We start from the raw sequence: 18,798 nt of genomic DNA on the forward strand, positions 1-18,798 counted from the left end.
TCTACCATACCGTTATTCTTCTTCCTCCGGTCTGTCTTCTTCTATCACGAGGTTGTCTATGATGAAGTTCTGACGCTCCGGTGTGTTCTTTCCCATATAATATTGCAGGAGCTTATGCACCTGGTCCGTCTTGTGCAGCGTGACCTGTTCGAGGCGCATCTCGGGTCCGATGAAGTTCTTGAACTCGTCGGGACTGATCTCTCCGAGTCCTTTGAATCGTGTTATCTCCGGATCTGGTCCCAGTTCCTGTATTGCGTCGAGGCGCTCCTCTTCGGTGTAGCAGTAGCGGGTCACGAAATCTCCCTTTCCCGTTGCCGTAGCCTTCACAGCCTTCGACTTTATCTTCGTCTTCTTGTTTCTCACACGGAACAGAGGTGTCTGCAACACGAACACGTGTCCCTTCTTTATCAGATCGGGGAAGAACTGCAGGAAGAACGTGATGATGAGCAGTCGGATGTGCATTCCGTCCACATCGGCATCCGTCGCCACAATCACCTTGTTGTATCTCAGCGTGTCGAGTCCGTCCTCTATGTCGAGGGCAGCCTGCAGCAGGTTGAACTCCTCGTTTTCATACACCACCTTCTTCGTCAGTCCGAAGGAGTTCAGAGGTTTTCCTCTGAGCGAGAACACCGCCTGTGTGTTCACGTCGCGGCTCTTCGTGATGCTTCCGCTTGCCGAGTCTCCCTCGGTGATGAATATGGCGCTCTCCTCCTTGCGGTCGTCTTTCACGTCGCTGAAGTGTATGCGGCAGTCGCGGAGTTTCCTGTTATGCAGGTTGGCTTTCTTCGCCCTCTCCCTTGCCAGCTTTGTCACTCCGGCCATCGCCTTGCGTTCCTTTTCGCTCGACTGTATCTTCTGGAGCATCACCTCTGCCACGTCGGCATTGCGGTGGAGGAAGTTGTCCACTTCTGTCTTTATGAAGTCGCCCACATATTTGTTCACGGTCACTCCGTCGGGGCTCATGGTCTGCGAACCGAGCTTTATCTTGGTCTGGCTCTCAAACATCGGCTCCTCCACATTGATGGCGATGGCTCCTACGAGTCCGTTGCGGATGTCGGTATATTCAAAGTTCTTGTTGAAGAACTCCTTTATCGTCTTTGCCAGATGCTCCTTGAATGCGCTCTGGTGTGTACCGCCCTGTGTGGTATGCTGTCCGTTTACGAATGAGTGGTATTCCTCTCCATACTGTCCGGTGTGTGTGAAGGCGATTTCGATGTCTTCGCCCTTGAGATGCACGATGGGATACAATCCGTCTGTGGTCATCGTGTCGTTGAGCAGGTCTTTGAGTCCGTTGCGGCTCAGTATCCGTCTGCCGTTATACATTATGGCGAGTCCCGTGTTCAGGTAGGTGTAGTTACGGAGCATCGTCTCTATGATGTCGTCGTGGAAGGAGTAGTTCTTGAAGAGCTTGGCGTCTGGCTCGAAGTAGATGTATGTTCCGTTCTCGTCGGTAGTATCCTCTGCGACGTCGGTCTTCAGCTCTCCCCTCTCGAATGTCAGGGCTCTCACCTTGCCGTCGCGATACGATTTCACCTCGAAGTTCAGGCTCAGGGCGTTTACAGCCTTTATACCCACTCCGTTGAGTCCCACGCTTTTCTTGAACGCCTTTGAGTCGTATTTTCCTCCCGTGTTTAGCATGCTCACCGCCTCTACGAGTTTCCCCTGCGGAATGCCTCGTCCGTAGTCGCGCACGCTTACGCGGAGGTGTTCGTCGATGTCCACCTCTATGCGTTTGCCTTGGTTCATGCGGAACTCGTCGATGGAGTTGTCCACCACCTCTTTGAGCAGCACGTAGATGCCGTCTTCTGGCAGTGAACCGTCACCGAGTCTTCCGATATACATTCCGGGACGTGTGCGTATGTGCTCCATGTCGGAAAGGTGTCGGATGCTTTCATCGGTGTATTGCACCTGTGGTTCTTGTGGTTCTTGTTGTTCTTGGTTTTCTATATTGATTTCGCTCATGGTTGATGTTTTACGGGTTGACGGGTTGGTTTCCCAATCCCTGACCTTACCTCTGGAGGAAGGAACAGGGCTACAGGCATTACTTTATCTCCTTGATATAGCAGCGGCGCCTCTTGTGGTTTTCACAGTCGAGATACTGCCACTGGCTCTGCACTTTGTCGTTTGCCTCCATCTCCACATGTGTCTCTCCCCATTCATATCCGCGCTCCACGTATCTCGGGATGAGATCGGCAAAGAGGAGCGAGTTGGCTCCCTTGGCACGGTATTCGGGCAGTATGCCCACGAGCAGCAGGTCCACTATCTTGGTGTGTCCGAACTTGAGGGCTCTGAGGATGTGCCACCATCCGAACGGTGTGAGTCTGCCTCTGCGGCATTTCTGCAGTGCCTTGGCAAGCGACGGCAGCGTGATGCCCACTCCCACGATTTTCTTGTCGGCGTTCCAGTCCTCTATCAGCGTGATGAGGTCGAGGTCTGCCATCGGGAAATACATACCTATGTATTGTTCTATCTGCTTGTCGGTCAGTTCCGAATACCCATATAGTCCGGCGAAGGTCTCGTTTATGATCTCGAATATTCGTCTGCCGTAGCCCTCTTCGAAGATTTCCCGTTTGGTGAGTTTCTTCACGTGCAGGTTATAGCGTTTCTCTATGAGAGAAGCCACCTTGGCGTATTTCTCCGGCACGGTCTTAGGCACGAAGAGCTTGAACTCCACGTAGTCGTTGTCTTTCTCGAATCCGCCGAGCCTCTCCATGTGTTTGGGGTAATAGTCGTAGTTGTATATCGTCGCCATGGTGCCGAGCTGGTCGAATCCCATGGTGAGCATTCCCTCGGGGTCCATATCGGTGAATCCGAGCGGTCCCACCACGTGTGTCATACCCTTCTCCCTGCCGTATTGCTCCACGGCAGAGAGGAGCGCCCCCGACACGTTGATGTCGTCGACGAAGTCTATCCATCCGAAGCGCACGTCGTTTCTTTCCCACTTCTTGTTTGCCTTGTGGTTTATGATGGCAGCCACGCGGCCCACCATCTTTCCCGTCGCCTTGTCGAACGCCATATAATATTCTGCCTCGCAGAACTCAAAGGCTGCATTCTTGTCTTTGCTCAGCGTGTTCATTTCGTCGCTGAACAGGTTGGGGGCGTCGTACGGACTGCCCTCATACATGTCGTAATGGAAGTCGATGAACGCCTTCAGGTCTGCTTTCGTGCTGACTTTTCTTATTTCTATTGATGACATATTCAATAATACTCAAGTTAACTCTCCACATGTGTTTGCGCTGAAGACAAAACCACATCGTTGGCATCCCTCAAGTGAGTGGTGCCATGTGGTAGCCTTCTTGTCATGTGTATAATATAATCTTGTTTTAAAACGAAGGCAAAATTACGGTTTTTTGTGGAAAGTAACAAATTTTGCCCTGCTTTTCGCACTAAAGGCCTGTCTGCCGTCCCATCAGCTGCCGCCGGCATCATCCCAGCCTGCCGCCGGCAGGGGAAACGGCATAGCAGAAATCCGAGCAAGCCCTAATGCCCGATATGGGTTGAAATCCGGACGCCGTACCAAGTATTTGCACAAATAATATTGGAATGCAGAGAAAAGAGAGTACCTTTGCAGCCTAAATCCAAACTTATGACAACCGGACAAAGAAAAATCAACATTCAACAGAAGAACAAATATTCTTACCACTACCGTATGTTGCTGTCGCTCGGAATACCTATCGTCGTGGGACAGGTGGGCACCATAATCCTCGGATTTGCCGACACGCTGATGGTGGGACACCATAGTGTGATGGAACTGGCGGCTGCGAGTTTCGTAAACACGATAATGGCGATTATCCTCGTGCTGGCACTGGGATTCAGCTACGGACTGACGCCAATGGTGGGTCAGCTCTTCGGAAGGGGCGAGAGGGAGAAGATTGGTTCGGTGATGAAAAACGGACTGGCTGCCGGCACTCTCACTTCCATCATTCTGCTCGGTGTGCTCACGGCGGTGTATCTGAACGTTGACAAGCTGGGGCAGCCTGTGGAACTGCTGCCGCTCGTCAGACCGTATCTGATGGTGAACATGATTTCGGTGCCTTTCGTCTGCTGGTTCAATTCGTTCAAACAGTTCTACGACGCCATCGGCAACACCAAGATGTCGATGTATATCCTGCTGGCGGGCAACGTTGCCAACATCGTGGGCAACTACCTGCTCATCTACGGTCCCGGTCCGCTGCCTGAACTGGGACTGCTCGGAGCCGGACTCAGCACTATGCTCAGCAGAGTGATGATGTTCGTGGTGGCATTCGCGATATTCATGATTTCAAAGAGATATAAGGTATATAGCCGTTCGTTCAGAGAGGCGCGTCTCAGCGGCGAAGCGTTCCGTCAGGTGAGCAAGCAGAGCTGGCCCGTGTCGCTGCAAATGGGAATGGAGTCGGCAGCGTTCTCGCTGACGGGAGTGTTGGTGGGATGGCTCGGCACCACGGCACTGGCTGCCCATCAGGTGATGATCACGGTATCACAGGTGTTCTTCATGATATACTACGGCATTGCCGCTGCTGTGTCGGTGAGAGTGAGCTTCTACGTGGGACAGAACGACATCACGGAACTGCGACGCGTCACGGCTGCCGGATTCCACATCATCTGCATGATAGGATGCGTGGTGAGCATACCGGTGTTCTTGTTGCGCCACGAAACGGGATTCATCTTTGCCAACGACGCCACGATAGCCGAAATCTGCGCCCATGTCACGCTGATAATGATAGTGTATCAGTTTGGCGACGGCATGCAATGCTGCTATGCCAATGCGCTGAGAGGCACGGGCCACGTGCAGCCGATGGTCTACATCGCCTTCGTTGCCTTCGTGTTAGTGTCGCTGCCTTGCAGCTGGCTCTTGGGCATACACATGGGATACGGAATAATGGGAATATGGGGAGCCTTCCCCGTGGGACTCACCGTGGCTGGAGTGCTCTACTATATTTTCTTCCGGCGCCAGGTGGCACGGCTGGAGCATGGAGGACAAGGGATTCTGGCTGCATAGCGAGTGGACAGCAAACGGTCATCAGAAAGTAGTCCCAAACGGCTATTAGGACGTTTATCCACAAATCAGCATCAGTAAGTTTAATTCCAAATAGTCATCAGTAAGTTTACCCCCAAACGTCAATCATGGCGTTTGGGGGTTCTGTTATATCCTGCTGCCCGCCCAAACGGCAACCAATCCAAGTCCTACGCTGAGCGAGGCATAGAGAGCAAGGGACAGCAGATTGTCGGCACGCATGAGCGAGAGGCTCTCGTTCATGAATGTGCTGAAGGTGGTGAAACCGCCGCAGAAGCCTACGGTGAGCAGCAGCCGCATGTCGCCGCTGATGCCCCAACGGTCAGATGCGCCATAGATGAGTCCGATAAGGAGGCAGCCTACCACGTTGACGACCAGCGTGCCAACGGGAAATGCCACAGACGATGCTTCTTGAAGCCATTTAGAAACGAGATAGCGCAACACGGAACCCACGGCTCCGCCAAATGCCACGAGAAGGATATTTTTTATCATTGTTTTTTCAATTGACCATATAGGCTTGCAAAGTTATTCACTTTTACGCTATCCTGCAAAAATAATGCAAGGCGAGTGCAAAATCATCAAGCTCGCTTGAATGTTTTGCCTAGCCGAAGCTTATTTTATGTAAAAAACTTGTAAGATAACGCCCCGACAACACCTGCCTTAACAATCTAACACACTGATTTTAACTACATTTACAGGCTTTGTGTTAATAATAATTTAAATATGTATTTATTTTTTTGCAAGTCAAAGAATTTAACCTATCTTTGCTCAATGCAAAAGAGCATGGAGCATTTATCTCCGTCAGTCTTTCATGTCCTGTTTGAAGGACACAGAAGGTCGGGCTCTGGTATCGTTTCTTTATTTGTAGCAATAATTATTTAAATCATTACTTCTGAAAAATGAAATTACACAATACCCTTGCATTGGCGGTACTGTTGTTCTGCTCAGCGCAGAACGGATTCGCCGTGAAAGCTTACCCTGGGGTGATTAAGGCAAAGCAGGCCGACGGTACGGAGATTTCTATCCGTCTGCACGGCAGCGAGCATGGACACTACACTACGACAGTGGACGGATACCCCTTGATCTACAATGAAGCAACCAATAACTATGAGTATGCCACCATCGTCAGCGGAAAGCTGAAGAGCAGCGGCATCGTGGCAACGAACTCTGAGCGACGTTCGCCACAGGCCACGGAACTACTCAAATCCATAAACAAGGAGACAGCGCAGCAGCTGGCAATGAAAATGAGCCTGCAGAAGCGTGTAGGTCAGCAGACTGCAGTAAAGAAGGTGGTGCAGAGACCAAAAAAGGCGCTCATGAACAACTTCCCCCATTTCGGAGAGCAGCACTCTATAGTCATCCTGATGGAGTTCAACGACAAGTCGTTCTCCACAATGAAGAACCCAAAGGAATACTACGACGGAGCGATGAACAAAGAGGGATTCACCGCCATCAACGGTGCTACCGGCAGTGCCAGAGACTTCTTCATAGCAAGCTCTCACGGACAGTTCAAGCCAACATTCGATGTATACGGTCCGGTGAAGATAAACTACGGACAGCATGACGCCGGCGACGGAACATACAACACTCCTATAAACATGGGAACATTCGTGAAGGCTGTAGTGGAGGCTATCGACGACGAGGTGGACTTCTCGCAGTATGACCACGACGGCGACGGAAACGTCGACAACATCTATATCTACTACGCCGGAAAGGGTTCTGCCGACTCCAACGACGCCAACACCATCTGGCCCCACGCCTTCACCATGAATGAATGGGGAGTGGAGGTGAAGACCAAAGACGGAGTGAACATCAACAGCTACACCTGCAGCAACGAGGAAGACGGACTGAGCCACGGCTTCACCACTGGTATCGGAACTTTCGTGCATGAATTCGGACACTGCCTCGGATTCATGGACCTCTACGACACCAACGGCGTATACTCTTCTTACACCCCCGGCAGCTGGGACACCATGTGCTCCGGCTCTTACAACAACAACAGCAACACTCCCCCACTCTATTCTTCATACGAATGCTACGAGCTGGGATGGCTGAAGCCTGAGGTGATAACAAGAAGAAGCGGCGACCTGAACGAACTGCCGTATCTTGGAGAATCAAACAAGGCATACATGATACAGGTGCCTGGCAACGAGAACGAATACTATCTGCTGGAGAACAGACAGAAAAAGGGATGGGACGCATACCTGCCCGGTTCGGGAATGCTCGTATGGCACATCGACTACGACGAGGATCTATGGAGAGACAACAAGGTGAACACCGTCGGCAGGCACCAGCGCGTGGACATCGTGGAGGCAAACGGCAGATACTCCGGCACCGGATACTATCAGACGGGCGTGCCTTTCCCGGGTTCTGACAATGTGACGGAATACTCGTTCAAGTCGTGGGATGCCGTGCATCTGCTCGACATCGACAAGATCAGCGATGTCAACGGACTGGTGTCGTTCTATGTCAAAGGAGCTGACTCGGGAATCACAAAACCGGAGCTCACGGCAAGCAACGAGAGATACAACGGCTTCGACCTGTCGTGGAACAAGGTAGAGAAAGCCGAGAACTATCTGCTCAACGTGAAGAAGGTGAACGAGGACAACTCGCTGACCGACCTGGAGGACTACACCGACAAGACCGTGACCGGAGAGAATGTCTCTGTAGAGGGTCTTGAGAAGGAAACTACATATCAGGTGAGCCTGGCAAGCTGCAACGGTTCTTACATCACAGATGCTGACACCAAGGAGGTGAAGACAACAGAAAAATTCTTCACTGACGAGAAGGTGAAGAACATCATGGAGAAGGACGTGACGATGACTTCGTTCAGCGCCTCATGGGATGCCATCGACGGTGCCCAGGACTATGTGGTGAACCTCGAAAAGGTTACCTACGACGGAGAGAAGGTGACTTCTGCCTACGACTTCACCGACAGATTGGACGGAATGCCGGCAGGATGGGAAACAAACTGCAAGAACTTCAGCAGCAGCAAGGGTACATTCGGCGAGACTGCTCCATCTCTGAAGATGACGGCAAACGGAAACTATCTCACGATGTCTCTCGAAGGAGCAAAGGTGAACAACCTGAATTTCTGGTATTACGTAAGCTCTGCTTCTGAGGGCTCTACAGTGGAGGTGCAGGCGCTGCGCAACGGACAATGGATCACAGAGAAGACCATCGACGCATCGGAGAAGACTAAGGAGAACCTCTCGCTCAACTTCAATGCTGCCGATAAGGTGAGACTATTGTTCAACCGCACAGGAACTGCTTATGTGGTGATTGACGACGTAAGCATCAGCGGCAACAAGCAGAGCGGTTCAAAGATGGACAGATACACTGAGAAGAGCGTTGGCGAAAAGGCTGAAGCCTCGTTCGACGGACTGGAGAAGGCCACAACATACTGTCTCACTGTATACGGAGTGAAGAACGGCGAGAAGACAATCACTTCCGACAAGCACTACGTGACAACAGCCGACGACGTGTCGGGCATCAACAGCGTAAACGCTTCTGCCGACGCCGCAGAACTGATATTCGACATCAGCGGCAGACGCATCAACAACGAGCGCAACACCGAGGGCATCGTGATTAAGAAAAGCAACGGCAAGACAGTAAAGACGACAAAATAACGGAAACAACTTAATACTCACAGTAATGAAATTCAAAAAACTATTTGCAGCCCTGCTCCTGTCAGCATGCCTCTCGCAGACGGCTACGGCAATACCGGCTTATCCTGGCGTGATAAAGGTGAAACAGGCCGACGGCACGGAGATAAGCATCAGACTCAGAGGCGACGAGTGGGGACACTACACAACGACAGAAGACGGATTCCCACTGATCTTCAACAAGCAGACAAGCAACTACGAGTATGCCATCATCTCCGGACAGAAACTGGTGAGCAGCAATATCGTAGCTACCGACGCAAGCATGCGCGACCCCAAGGCAATGGCTCTGCTCAACACCATCGACAAGACTGAGGTGGCAAAGATAGCACTGAGCGAAAACTCGGCCACCATCGCCAAGGGCATCAAGAAGGTGGGAGGCAAACCGCAGAAAGTGCTCATGAACGACTTCCCTCACTTCGGCGAGCAGCACTCCATCGTTATCCTCGTGGAGTTCAACGACCGTTCGTTCTCTACTGTGTCCGATCCGAAACAGTATTACACCGACATGCTGAACAAGGAGGGCTTCACATACGAAAACGGTGCCAGCGGAAGTGCAAGAGACTTCTTCATAGCAAGTTCACAGGGACAGTTCAAGCCTACGTTCGATGTATACGGACCGGTGAAGATAGACTACTCACAGTATGACTTCGGCGACGGTATGCAGTCAGGACAGAATAATGCCGGAACAATCCTGCAGACTGTAGTGAAGAAGCTCGACCAAGAGGGAGCAGTGAACTTCGCGCAGTATGACCACGACGGCGACGGATATGTAGACAATATCTACTTCTACTACGCCGGATTCGGTTCCAACGACTCCGGCTATTCAAACGTGATATGGCCTCACGCCTTCGACCTGAGACAGTGGGGAACATACATGAAGACAAAAGACGGCACCGGCATCGGAAGCTACACCTGCAGTAACGAAATAGACGGCAGCAACAGAAAATATCCTACCGGAATCGGAACGTTCGTGCATGAGTTCGGACACGTGCTCGGATTCATGGACCACTACGACACCGCCAACTCCTACGCCACATACACTCCGGGATACTGGGACACCATGGCATCGGGTTCTTACAACAACAGCTGCCACACACCTCCTCTCTACTCGGCATTCGAATGCGCCGAGCTGGGATGGATGAAGCTGACAGAGCTCGACAACACGGCAGAGGGCGTGAACGTGCTGAAACCGCTCGCCGATGACTACATGGCATACAAGGTGAACGTGGACGGCAAACCAAACGAGTATTTCATCCTCGAGAACAGAAGAAGAACAAGCTGGGACAGATTCCTGCAAGGCGAGGGAATGCTCGTATGGCATATCGACTACAATTATGACGCATGGGTGAACAACAAGGTGAACTCCCTACCTAACCATCAGCGCATAGACATCGTGGAGGCTGGCAACGTGCAGTCTAACGACTACTACGAGCAGGAGACAGTGCCATTCCCAGGTTCGGGCAACGTCAGCTCGCACGACTTCAAGGACTGGAGCGGCACCTCTGCCATCTATCTCGACAAGATAAAGAGAAACGGCAACAACGTGGAGTTCATCATCAAGGGTTCTGACCAGGGTCTTGCTGCCGTGGCAGAAGTGAACATCGACAGGGTGACATACAAGAGCATCGAGTGTTCTTGGCAGGCTGCCGACAAGGCTACGGAATACGTGGTAAGCCTCAAGAAGGTGAGCACAGACAACGACGGCAACGAGATACTCATCGACATACCTGCATACAACAACCTGAAGATCACGGCAACAAACTTCGAGTTCGACAACCTTGATTATGACACTGAGTATGCAATCTGCGTATCAAGCAGCATCGGCACTTTCAAGAAGAAGCCTACCATCACGAAGACTGCCACGAACTCACTGCCATTCGATAAGACTCAGGTGAAAAACGTGAAGATAAGCGATCTGTCACCAGTGTCGTTCACTGCCTCTTGGGACGCTCTTGCCGACGCTCAGGGCTACAAGCTCTACCTGATGAGAAACTTCTACGACGGTGAGACCATCACTACCTCATACGACTTCACCAATGAAATCTCCGGCATGCCGGAGGGATGGCTTTCATCTACAAACCTCCTCGGCACAAATGATGGTTTCTACGGTGTGGCAAGTCCGTCACTGCGATTCACCCAGAAGAGCCAGTATCTCGTCATGACAAACAGCGGTGCAAACATCACCAACGTGAAGTTCTGGATGAGAGCACAGCAGCCTGGCAAGGGCTCAAAACTCGAGGTATATATCGAGAACGGTGAAGAGTGGAAACTGGCTGACGAGATAACACTGACATCGGGCAACGGCGAGGTATACAACATCGAGGTTGATCCTACTACGGCTGTGAAACTGCAGTACAACCGTCGTTCATCTGGTATTCTCTACATCGACGACGTAGAGGTGAGCGGCAAGCAGCAGAGAGACTTCCCTGGGGTTAATGGCAAGGAGACTGAATATAATGACATGACATTCGGTGCGCTTGATTCCAACGCTTACTACACTCTGACCGTTTCCGGAATATGCAACGGAGTAGAGAGTCTGAAGTCTGATCCTGTACAGGTGAAGACTCTCAAAGGCACCGACGGCATCAAGGGTGCTACAATGATAGAGGTGAATGGCAACAAGGCTATCTTCACTATCGACGGCAAGCAGATTGACAAAATGCCAGCCGACAAGTCGGTATTCGTAATCAAGCAGGACGGCAAGTCTGTAAAGGCTACGAAATAAGCCATAGGCTGAACTGACGACAGTAAATAGTCAAAACATCATCATAATCGGCATGACGTGTGATACGTTGTGCCGATTTTATTTTGCCTCAAACACCGTGAATGTCGATTATTCTTAGTAACTTCGCAAGGTCGTTTGACAACATTCATAAAATCATCAGCATAACACCCACAAACTCCATCTGCCCATGAGACACGACAAACTCGAAAAGGAACTCCAACTGCTTCTGCTGCTTTCTGAAAACAGAAGCTACTCCGTAGAACAGCTATGCCGGAAGATGGAGACATCGAAACGCAACCTGTATTATTACATCGAATTCTTCCGCGATGCCGGATTCAAAGTAGAGAAATACGGCAACTGCTACTCCATCGACAGGTCGTCGCCGTTTTTCGGCAGACTGATAGAGAAGATTTCCTTCACCGAAGAGGAGGCTATCGTCATCAGCCGCCTGCTCAACAAGGTGAAGAAGAAGAATGCCATCGTGGAGACGCTGAAAAAGAAGATGGAGCGGTTTTATGACCTCGGAATACTGGCAAAGGACTCTCTCAGCGACAAGGACTCCCATATCATCAGCGTATTGCACGACGCGATAAAACACGAGAACCAGGTGGTGATACGCGGATATTCGTCGCCTCACAGCAAGACGAGGAGGGACAGACTCGTGGAGCCGTTCATGCTCATGGACAGCAACAGGGAGGTGAGATGTTTCGAACCGGACTCCGGACTGAACAAGACGTTCAAGATAGTGCGCATGGACGATGTGGAGGCACTGTCCGACAACAGGGCATTCAAAGACAGACACAAGCAGATGTTCACCGATGCCTTCATGTTCAGTTCTGAAGAGACAACAAGGGTGGAGATGCGTCTCGGACAACTGTCTCACGACCTGATGGCTGAAGAATTTCCCCGCACCCTACACAACATGACGCAAGAAGAAAACGGAACATGGCTGCTCTCGCTCGACGTCTGCAGCTACATAGGCATCGGGCGCTTCGTGCTCGGACTGTTCGACGACATCGAAGTGTTGGGCGACGAGGGTTTCAAACGGTATCTGAAGGAGAAGCTCGACAAGTTCTGCGGTCTTCTCGCATAATCAGCCCTAATGACCGATTTGGGTTTATGATAATCTGAAACGGGAATTATTGCTATCGAAATTAGCCCCAAACATCAACAATAAGCATTACCTCGAATTTCCCCCACTACGTGGGGAATGAAACCCCACATTAGGGGGTTCTGTTCCCCACGCTGTGGGGGAAATTCCGGCATATATTTCTGTCGACGTAATTATACAGAATCGGTTATTGGGAATTGTTTGGTTTTTGTCTTTATATGCCGAATCAGTCATTGGGGATTGCATGGTTTTTGCCCTTTCAGAAGAGTGTTTTATTTGTTTGACTTACCTCAAATCCCTTATGGTTCGTTGCCCATTCTGAAGGGCCGCATCACTCCATAGCCGCCAATCATACGCATTCCGAGCCATACCAGCACGACGACGCCATAAGCCGCCACTACCTGCCACGGGCTTATGGCGATATTCTCTATGCTCGCCATCGGCAGACCGGCGATAAGGGCGAGAGCATCGTTGAGAAGCTGGGCTGCCGAACCGAGTCCATAAGCCAGCAGACCGCTCACCACCGGCTGCCACGACAGCAGAAACATCGCCAGGGCACCATATAGCAGGAGCATCGCCATGGGGATGGCAATGAAATTGGTGAGAAGGAAATAGCAGGAGAACCTGCCGAAATAATATGCCGTAAGGGGCGACACTCCCAACTGTGCGGCAAGCGACACCGTAACCATCCCACTGACCCAACGCATGGGCTGGCGCTGCCAGATAGGTGACCGGAACAGGAGGCGTTCCATCTGCGGAACGAAGAGCAATATAGAGGCTACGGCTATGAACGACATCTGGAACCCTACATCGAAAACACTCATCGGACTCACCGCCACCACTACGAATGCCGCCAGCGCAAGGTGGTCGAGAGAGAGACTCTCCCTGTTTGCCACCGCCACTACGCTACATACCGACAGCATCAGCGCCGACCTGACCGCAGAGACGGGCAGTCCGACAATCATGACATACCACCACACCGTGGCAATGGCGAGAAGCCGTGCCGCTATACGCAGACGGAACAGTCGTCTGCCATCGAGCAGAAGCATCAGCAGAGTATATATGATGGCTATATGCAGACCGGAAAGTGCCAGCACATGCGACGCTCCCGACACACTATACACCGTGCGCACATGGCGGTCTATCATCGTCTTGTCACCAAGGGTGAGGGCTGAAATCACAGCGAGATTGCCGCCCGACACATCGCCTCTTCTGAACTGCGCGATCAGGCGCTGACGGAAAGCAAGCAGATGCAGCCGCAACCGATGCCAAACGGGAATGGAAGTGGCGGAGATCTGCTTCAACTTCATGTCGGAGACATAAACGAAGGTCTGCGCCCTGAAGCCCTGGGTCTGGAGATAACGGGAATAGTCAAATCGCCGTTCTGACGCCGTGGCAGCTTTTCTCTGTACGGGAAGCTTAGAATCTTTTCTCTGTCCGGGCACCGTGAAAACCGACAATGCCTCTATGCCGCTGCCAATGCCGAGGCGGCATGTGTCGAGACCGGCAATGCTGACCTTTGCCATAAAAGGAGAAACGCGGCGGTCTGCCACATCCACCACGAGGGCGTCGAAGCCGACCACCTTGCCGTGTCTTTGCGGAGTGCTCATCACCACGGCGTCGTATTTCATATAATCAGCAGGCGGAGCACCTGTGGTATACTCCCGGTTGAGAGTCGTCACAAATGCTCCGCCAACGAATGCGAACAGGCATGCAAAGCAGGATGATGACCTGCCGCTATTGAATAGCAGAAGTGACACCAAGCCCATGACCACCGCCACAAGTCCCCAGCCGAGGGGCTGCACTGACAGATGGACGAGCGACGCCATGACTACTCCTGAGAGGAATGGCACCGCAATGCGCAGGAACACGCTGCGGCGGTTTTTCATAATGCTGCAGGATTAGCCGTCATCAGTCCGTGGAGGTCTCGCCTATCTCTCTCGCCTTCTCGCCGTATTTCCTTATCCATACCACAAACCACACCATTGCAATGATGACGGTGAGGATGCCGAGGTAATATGCCAGGTCTTCCTGCAGTCCGAATGCCTGCTTGGATATGAAGAGATATGTGGAGCATACGCCTGTCATGAACAGAGCTGGAAGAAGGGTTATGACGTATGGCTTGTTCTTACGCACGAGATACACGGTGATTGCCCACAGTGTGAACACCGAGAGTGTCTGGTTTGACCATCCGAAATACTGCCATATCACGTTGAAGCCGTCGGGATTGGAACTCTGCCATGAGAGCAGGGCGATGGATACAACGAAGATGGGCAGGCAGACATACAGGCGGTTCATCTTCGGCTTCTGGTTGAGCTTCAAGGCTGACGCCACGATGAGTCTGGCGGAACGGAAAGCGGTGTCGCCGCTCGTTATCGGGGCTGCCACCACTCCGAGGATGGCAAGCACGCCACCGAGCATTCCGAGCCAGTCCTGGCATACGGTAGTAACCACCATCGGCGCTGACGTGTGGAAGCCTTTTGCCGCTGCGAGCTGTTCATAGCCCGGCGTCGGCGAATCGTAGAAGAACCACATTGCCACCGTAGCCCACACGAGAGCCACGAGTCCTTCGGTAATCATTGAACCATAGAAGATGGGTCGTCCCATCTTCTCGCTCTTCAGGCAGCGCGCCATGAGCGGACTCTGTGTGGCATGGAAGCCACTGATAGCTCCGCAGGCGATGGTGATGAAGAGGCAAGGGAAGATATTGTCGGTGAACGACGGGTCTTGCTCCTTTGCCATATTGCCGAGGCCGTCCCACAGCTCCGGCAGCACCGGCATCTTGATGAGGAGTATCACGATGAGGGCTACTGCCATGAAGAGCAGGGAGAAGGAGAATATGGGGTATATCTTGCCGATAATCTTGTCGATGGGGAGCATCGTTGCTACCACGTAATATGCGAATATCACTATTATCCATAGGAGCGAACCGCCACTGAGATGGCCGAGGATTTCTGCCGGACTATACACGAACACCGTGCCCACCATGATGAGGAGCACCACGCAGAACACGAGCATCACGTTGCGCGGAGTCTTGCCGAGGTATTTGCCGATGAGGGCGGGCAGGTCGGCTCCGTTGTTACGCATGGAGAGCATACCGCTAAAGAAATCGTGGGTGGCACCGGCAAAGATGCAGCCGAGGATAATCCAGAGGTATGCCGCCGGACCGAACTTGGCTCCCATGATGGCACCGAAGATCGGTCCCGTGCCGGCGATGTTGAGAAACTGGATCATGAAAATCTTCCAGTTGGGCATCGGCACATAGTCGATGCCGTCGTTTATCACCACGGCGGGAGTCTTTCTGTCGTCAGGAGCGAACACTTTGCTTACGAACTTTCCATACAAGAGATAGCCCAGCACAAGGGCTACAAAGCTAATGAAAAATGTTATCATAGGTCTTGATAGTAAACTGTGCGCACGGTCTGCTTGTCTACCAATGACTTATGGCAGAGGGGCGTAACATAGGTTTTGATTATTGTTGTGTTTCTTTAGTTTTCTTACTGTCAGGATCTTCCTCCTTAGTCAAGGAATCCCTGTGAGCGCAGGGCATCGAGCATCGTTGCCGACATTGCCTCGTTGTCTTTCTTGGTGTAGCGCAGGTCGGTGAACACCTGTGCGAGGGTCTCCTTGTTGTTGACACGCACGAACTCCTCGTTTTCCGGCAGCGCCTCCTTCTCGGCATAATACTCGTCGATGAGCTGCGGGGTGTAGTCGGTGTAGGTCTCTGAATGGATGATGCCCTGCAGCGGCAGTCTGTCGGTGAGCGGCGGATTCTCGTCGGGCCATCCCAGCGTTATCGTGGCAACGGGCATCACGAGGCGCGGCAACTTCAGCGTGTCGATTATCTGCTTGGGGTTATACACCGTGGTGCCGAGGAAGCAGTAGCCGAGTCCTTCCTCGTCGGCGAGGTTGCAGAAGGTCTGGGTATACAGCAATGCGTCGGTGGCTGCATTCAGAAACGAGAGCAGATTGTCGTATCCAGGCGTCGCCTTGCGGTTTTCTGCCCATCGTGTGGTGCGGTTGAAATCAGCACAGATGGTGAGCACCACCGGCGCCTGCGTAACCATCGGCTGACAGAAATGCGCCGGCGCGAGCTTCTCTTTCATCTCTGCCGAACGTGTCACCACCACGCTGTAGAGCTGCAGGTTTCCCATCGTCTGGGTACGCATTGCCTCAGCGAGGAGCCTGTTGAGGAGTTCGTCGCTTACGGGCTTGTCGGAATACTTTCGTATAGTCTTTCTCGTGTTTATCGTTTTCATTCTGTTTTAAGTTTACATTACTTCAAAATCGTGTCGTCTCTCTATGAGCGAAACATACAGGCAAAGATATACATTATTTCCCGAACTCCGTCATCATCGGCTGAAAAATATAACATTTTGAATTCGGCATGATTGCGCGACTGTCTCCTATAGTTCTCGTATGCAGGAGTGATTGCCGTTATATATGAGTGAATGACTGATTTGGGGTTATGCATCAGACAATCATAAGAAACAGCCGTTTTGCAATGCAAGAGTAAGTTCTCTTGACGTTGCAAAACGGCTACTTTTATAAATAGGAACTATGTTTTTAATGCACCAAAGCGTTTTCGTGTACGCCGGAAACGGCACGTCCGCTTGGGTCGTTCATGTTCTTCCACGCTTCGTCCCACTCCAAAGCCACAGCTGTGGAACAAGCTACACTTGCCTCATGTGGCACGCTGCGGGCTGCGCTCTCGCTGGGGAAATGCTCCTCGAAGATGGAACGATAATAATATTCCTCCTTGCAGAGAGGCGTGTTTATCGGGAAACGTTCGGCAGCATGTGCCATCTGCTCGTCGGTCACGGCTTCAGAGGTGATCTTCTTCAGAGTGTCTATCCACGAATATCCCACACCGTCGCTGAACTGCTCCTTCTGTCGCCATGCCACCTCTTCGGGCAGCATATCCTCGAATGCCTCACGCACGATGCGCTTCTCCATAGACGCCTTCGGGTCGGAACCTGGAAGAATGCTGCACATCTTTGCCTTGGGATTGGTGCGCATCGCCACATCAAGGAATTCCTTGTCGAGGAACGGCACTCGTCCTTCCACGCCCCATGCCGAAAGGCTCTTGTTGGCACGCAGGCAGTCATACTGATGCAGTTTGGAAAGTTTGCGGACGGTCTCCTTATGGAATTCCTCTGCCGAAGGCGCCTTGTGGAAATAGAGGTAGCCACCGAAAATCTCGTCGGCTCCCTCACCCGACAGCACCATCTTGATGCCCATCGACTTTATCACGCGCGCCAGCAGATACATTGGCACGGAGGCACGCACGGTGGTTATATCGTAGGTCTCGATGAAATAGATAACGTCACGAAGGGCATCCAATCCCTCCTGAATAGTATAGTTGATTTCGTGATGCACCGTGCCGATATAGTCAGCCACCTGACGCGCCTTCGCCAAGTCGGGCGCTCCCTTGAGTCCCACGGCAAACGAATGGAGACGGGGCCACCAAGCCCTGCTCTGGCTGTCTGTCTCGATACGGCGTTCGGCGTAGCTCTCGGTGATGGCACTGATGACGCTACTGTCAAGACCGCCCGAAAGCAGCACTCCATACGGCACGTCGCTCATCATCTGGCGTTTCACTGCCGCACAAAGACTATCGCGTATGGCATCGCTGCTGGCGGGATTGTCCTTCACATTGTCGTATTCCATCCAGTCGCGCTTATACCAAGGCTTCATTCCGGGGTCCTTGCTCCAATAATAGTGGCCGGGCAGGAACGGTTCATAGCGGTCGCACTCGCCTTCAAGAGCCTTCAGCTCACTTGCCACGAAAACTTTTCCGTCGGCGTTATATCCTATATAAAGAGGAATGACTCCGATATGGTCGCGGGCTATGAGGAAGGCATCCTGCTCCTCGTCATAAAGGGCAAAGGCGAAAATACCGTTCAGGTCTTCAAGAAAGTCAATTCCCTTGTCGCGGTAAAGCGCAAGGATCACCTCACAGTCGCTACCTGTCTGAAAATCATAACGCCCCTGATATCTTGCCCTGATCTCCTTATGGTTATATATCTCGCCGTTGACGGCCAGCACCTGTTTGCCATCCGGCGAGAACAGAGGCTGACCTCCACTCTCGGGATCGACGATGCTCAGACGCTCATGCGCCAGTATGGCACTGCCCGAACAATGTATGCCGCTCCAGTCAGGACCACGGTGGCGTATCTTCTTACTCATGCCGAGAGCCTTGGTGCGCAGCTCCGGCGTCTGTTCTTTTACGTTGAATATTGCTACAATTCCGCACATATATCTTTCTCTTTTGGGGAAATAAAGCTACAAAAATTTCTTG

At 52.0% G+C, this 18,798-nt stretch carries 11 protein-coding genes; 4 read left to right on the forward strand and 7 right to left on the reverse strand.

The window, feature by feature from the left end; translation table 11 throughout:
• Positions 1-12: 12 nt before the first annotated feature.
• Positions 13-1,962: a DNA topoisomerase IV subunit B gene (locus tag CCC32_RS01620; RefSeq protein ID WP_044074483.1), complete on the reverse strand. Its 1,950-nt coding sequence runs from the start codon at positions 1,960-1,962 to the stop codon at positions 13-15.
• Positions 1,963-2,041: 79 nt separating this feature from the next.
• On the reverse strand, positions 2,042-3,196 hold the full coding sequence (locus tag CCC32_RS01625; protein ID WP_287071811.1) for an N-acetyltransferase: 1,155 nt from the start codon (positions 3,194-3,196) through the stop codon (positions 2,042-2,044).
• Between the two features lie 390 nt (positions 3,197-3,586).
• On the opposite strand from CCC32_RS01625, the gene CCC32_RS01630 reads away from it, so the two are divergent.
• Complete coding sequence (locus CCC32_RS01630) at positions 3,587-4,981, forward strand: MATE family efflux transporter (RefSeq protein WP_022317453.1); 1,395 nt, start codon at positions 3,587-3,589, stop codon at positions 4,979-4,981.
• Between the two features lie 144 nt (positions 4,982-5,125).
• On the opposite strand, the gene crcB is transcribed toward CCC32_RS01630, so the two are convergent.
• Positions 5,126-5,488: a fluoride efflux transporter CrcB gene (gene crcB, locus CCC32_RS01635; RefSeq protein ID WP_022317454.1), complete on the reverse strand. Its 363-nt coding sequence runs from the start codon at positions 5,486-5,488 to the stop codon at positions 5,126-5,128.
• Positions 5,489-5,895: 407 nt separating this feature from the next.
• On the opposite strand from crcB, the gene CCC32_RS01640 reads away from it, so the two are divergent.
• From CCC32_RS01640 to CCC32_RS01650, 3 genes are all read left to right on the forward strand, one after another.
• Positions 5,896-8,625: a M6 family metalloprotease domain-containing protein gene (locus CCC32_RS01640; protein WP_287071817.1), complete on the forward strand. Its 2,730-nt coding sequence runs from the start codon at positions 5,896-5,898 to the stop codon at positions 8,623-8,625.
• A gap of 25 nt (positions 8,626-8,650) precedes the next feature.
• Positions 8,651-11,386 carry a M6 family metalloprotease domain-containing protein gene (locus CCC32_RS01645; RefSeq protein ID WP_278840368.1) on the forward strand — a complete coding sequence of 912 codons (2,736 nt, stop codon included), beginning with the start codon at positions 8,651-8,653 and terminating at the stop codon, positions 11,384-11,386.
• Between the two features lie 187 nt (positions 11,387-11,573).
• Positions 11,574-12,479: a helix-turn-helix transcriptional regulator gene (locus tag CCC32_RS01650; RefSeq protein WP_287071820.1), complete on the forward strand. Its 906-nt coding sequence runs from the start codon at positions 11,574-11,576 to the stop codon at positions 12,477-12,479.
• Positions 12,480-12,796: 317 nt separating this feature from the next.
• Here the strand turns inward: CCC32_RS01650 and CCC32_RS01655 are convergent, their stop codons facing one another.
• From CCC32_RS01655 to asnB, 4 genes are all read right to left on the reverse strand, one after another.
• Entirely contained in the window at positions 12,797-14,386 is a 1,590-nt protein-coding gene (locus CCC32_RS01655) for a ComEC/Rec2 family competence protein (RefSeq protein ID WP_287071822.1), read from the reverse strand.
• Positions 14,387-14,408: 22 nt separating this feature from the next.
• On the reverse strand, positions 14,409-15,890 hold the full coding sequence (locus CCC32_RS01660; protein WP_287071824.1) for a carbon starvation CstA family protein: 1,482 nt from the start codon (positions 15,888-15,890) through the stop codon (positions 14,409-14,411).
• 125 nt (positions 15,891-16,015) lie between these two features.
• Positions 16,016-16,756, reverse strand: a complete 741-nt coding sequence (locus tag CCC32_RS01665) for a nitroreductase family protein (protein ID WP_287071826.1) — start codon at positions 16,754-16,756, stop codon at positions 16,016-16,018.
• A 307-nt stretch (positions 16,757-17,063) separates the two neighbouring features.
• Positions 17,064-18,755 carry an asparagine synthase B gene (gene asnB, locus CCC32_RS01670; RefSeq protein WP_044065074.1) on the reverse strand — a complete coding sequence of 564 codons (1,692 nt, stop codon included), beginning with the start codon at positions 18,753-18,755 and terminating at the stop codon, positions 17,064-17,066.
• Between the last annotated feature and the right edge of the window lie 43 nt (positions 18,756-18,798).

Source organism: Prevotella sp. LMAG:51, assembly GCF_008680225.1.
GTDB classification, from domain to species: Bacteria; Bacteroidota; Bacteroidia; order Bacteroidales; family Bacteroidaceae; genus Prevotella; species Prevotella pectinovora.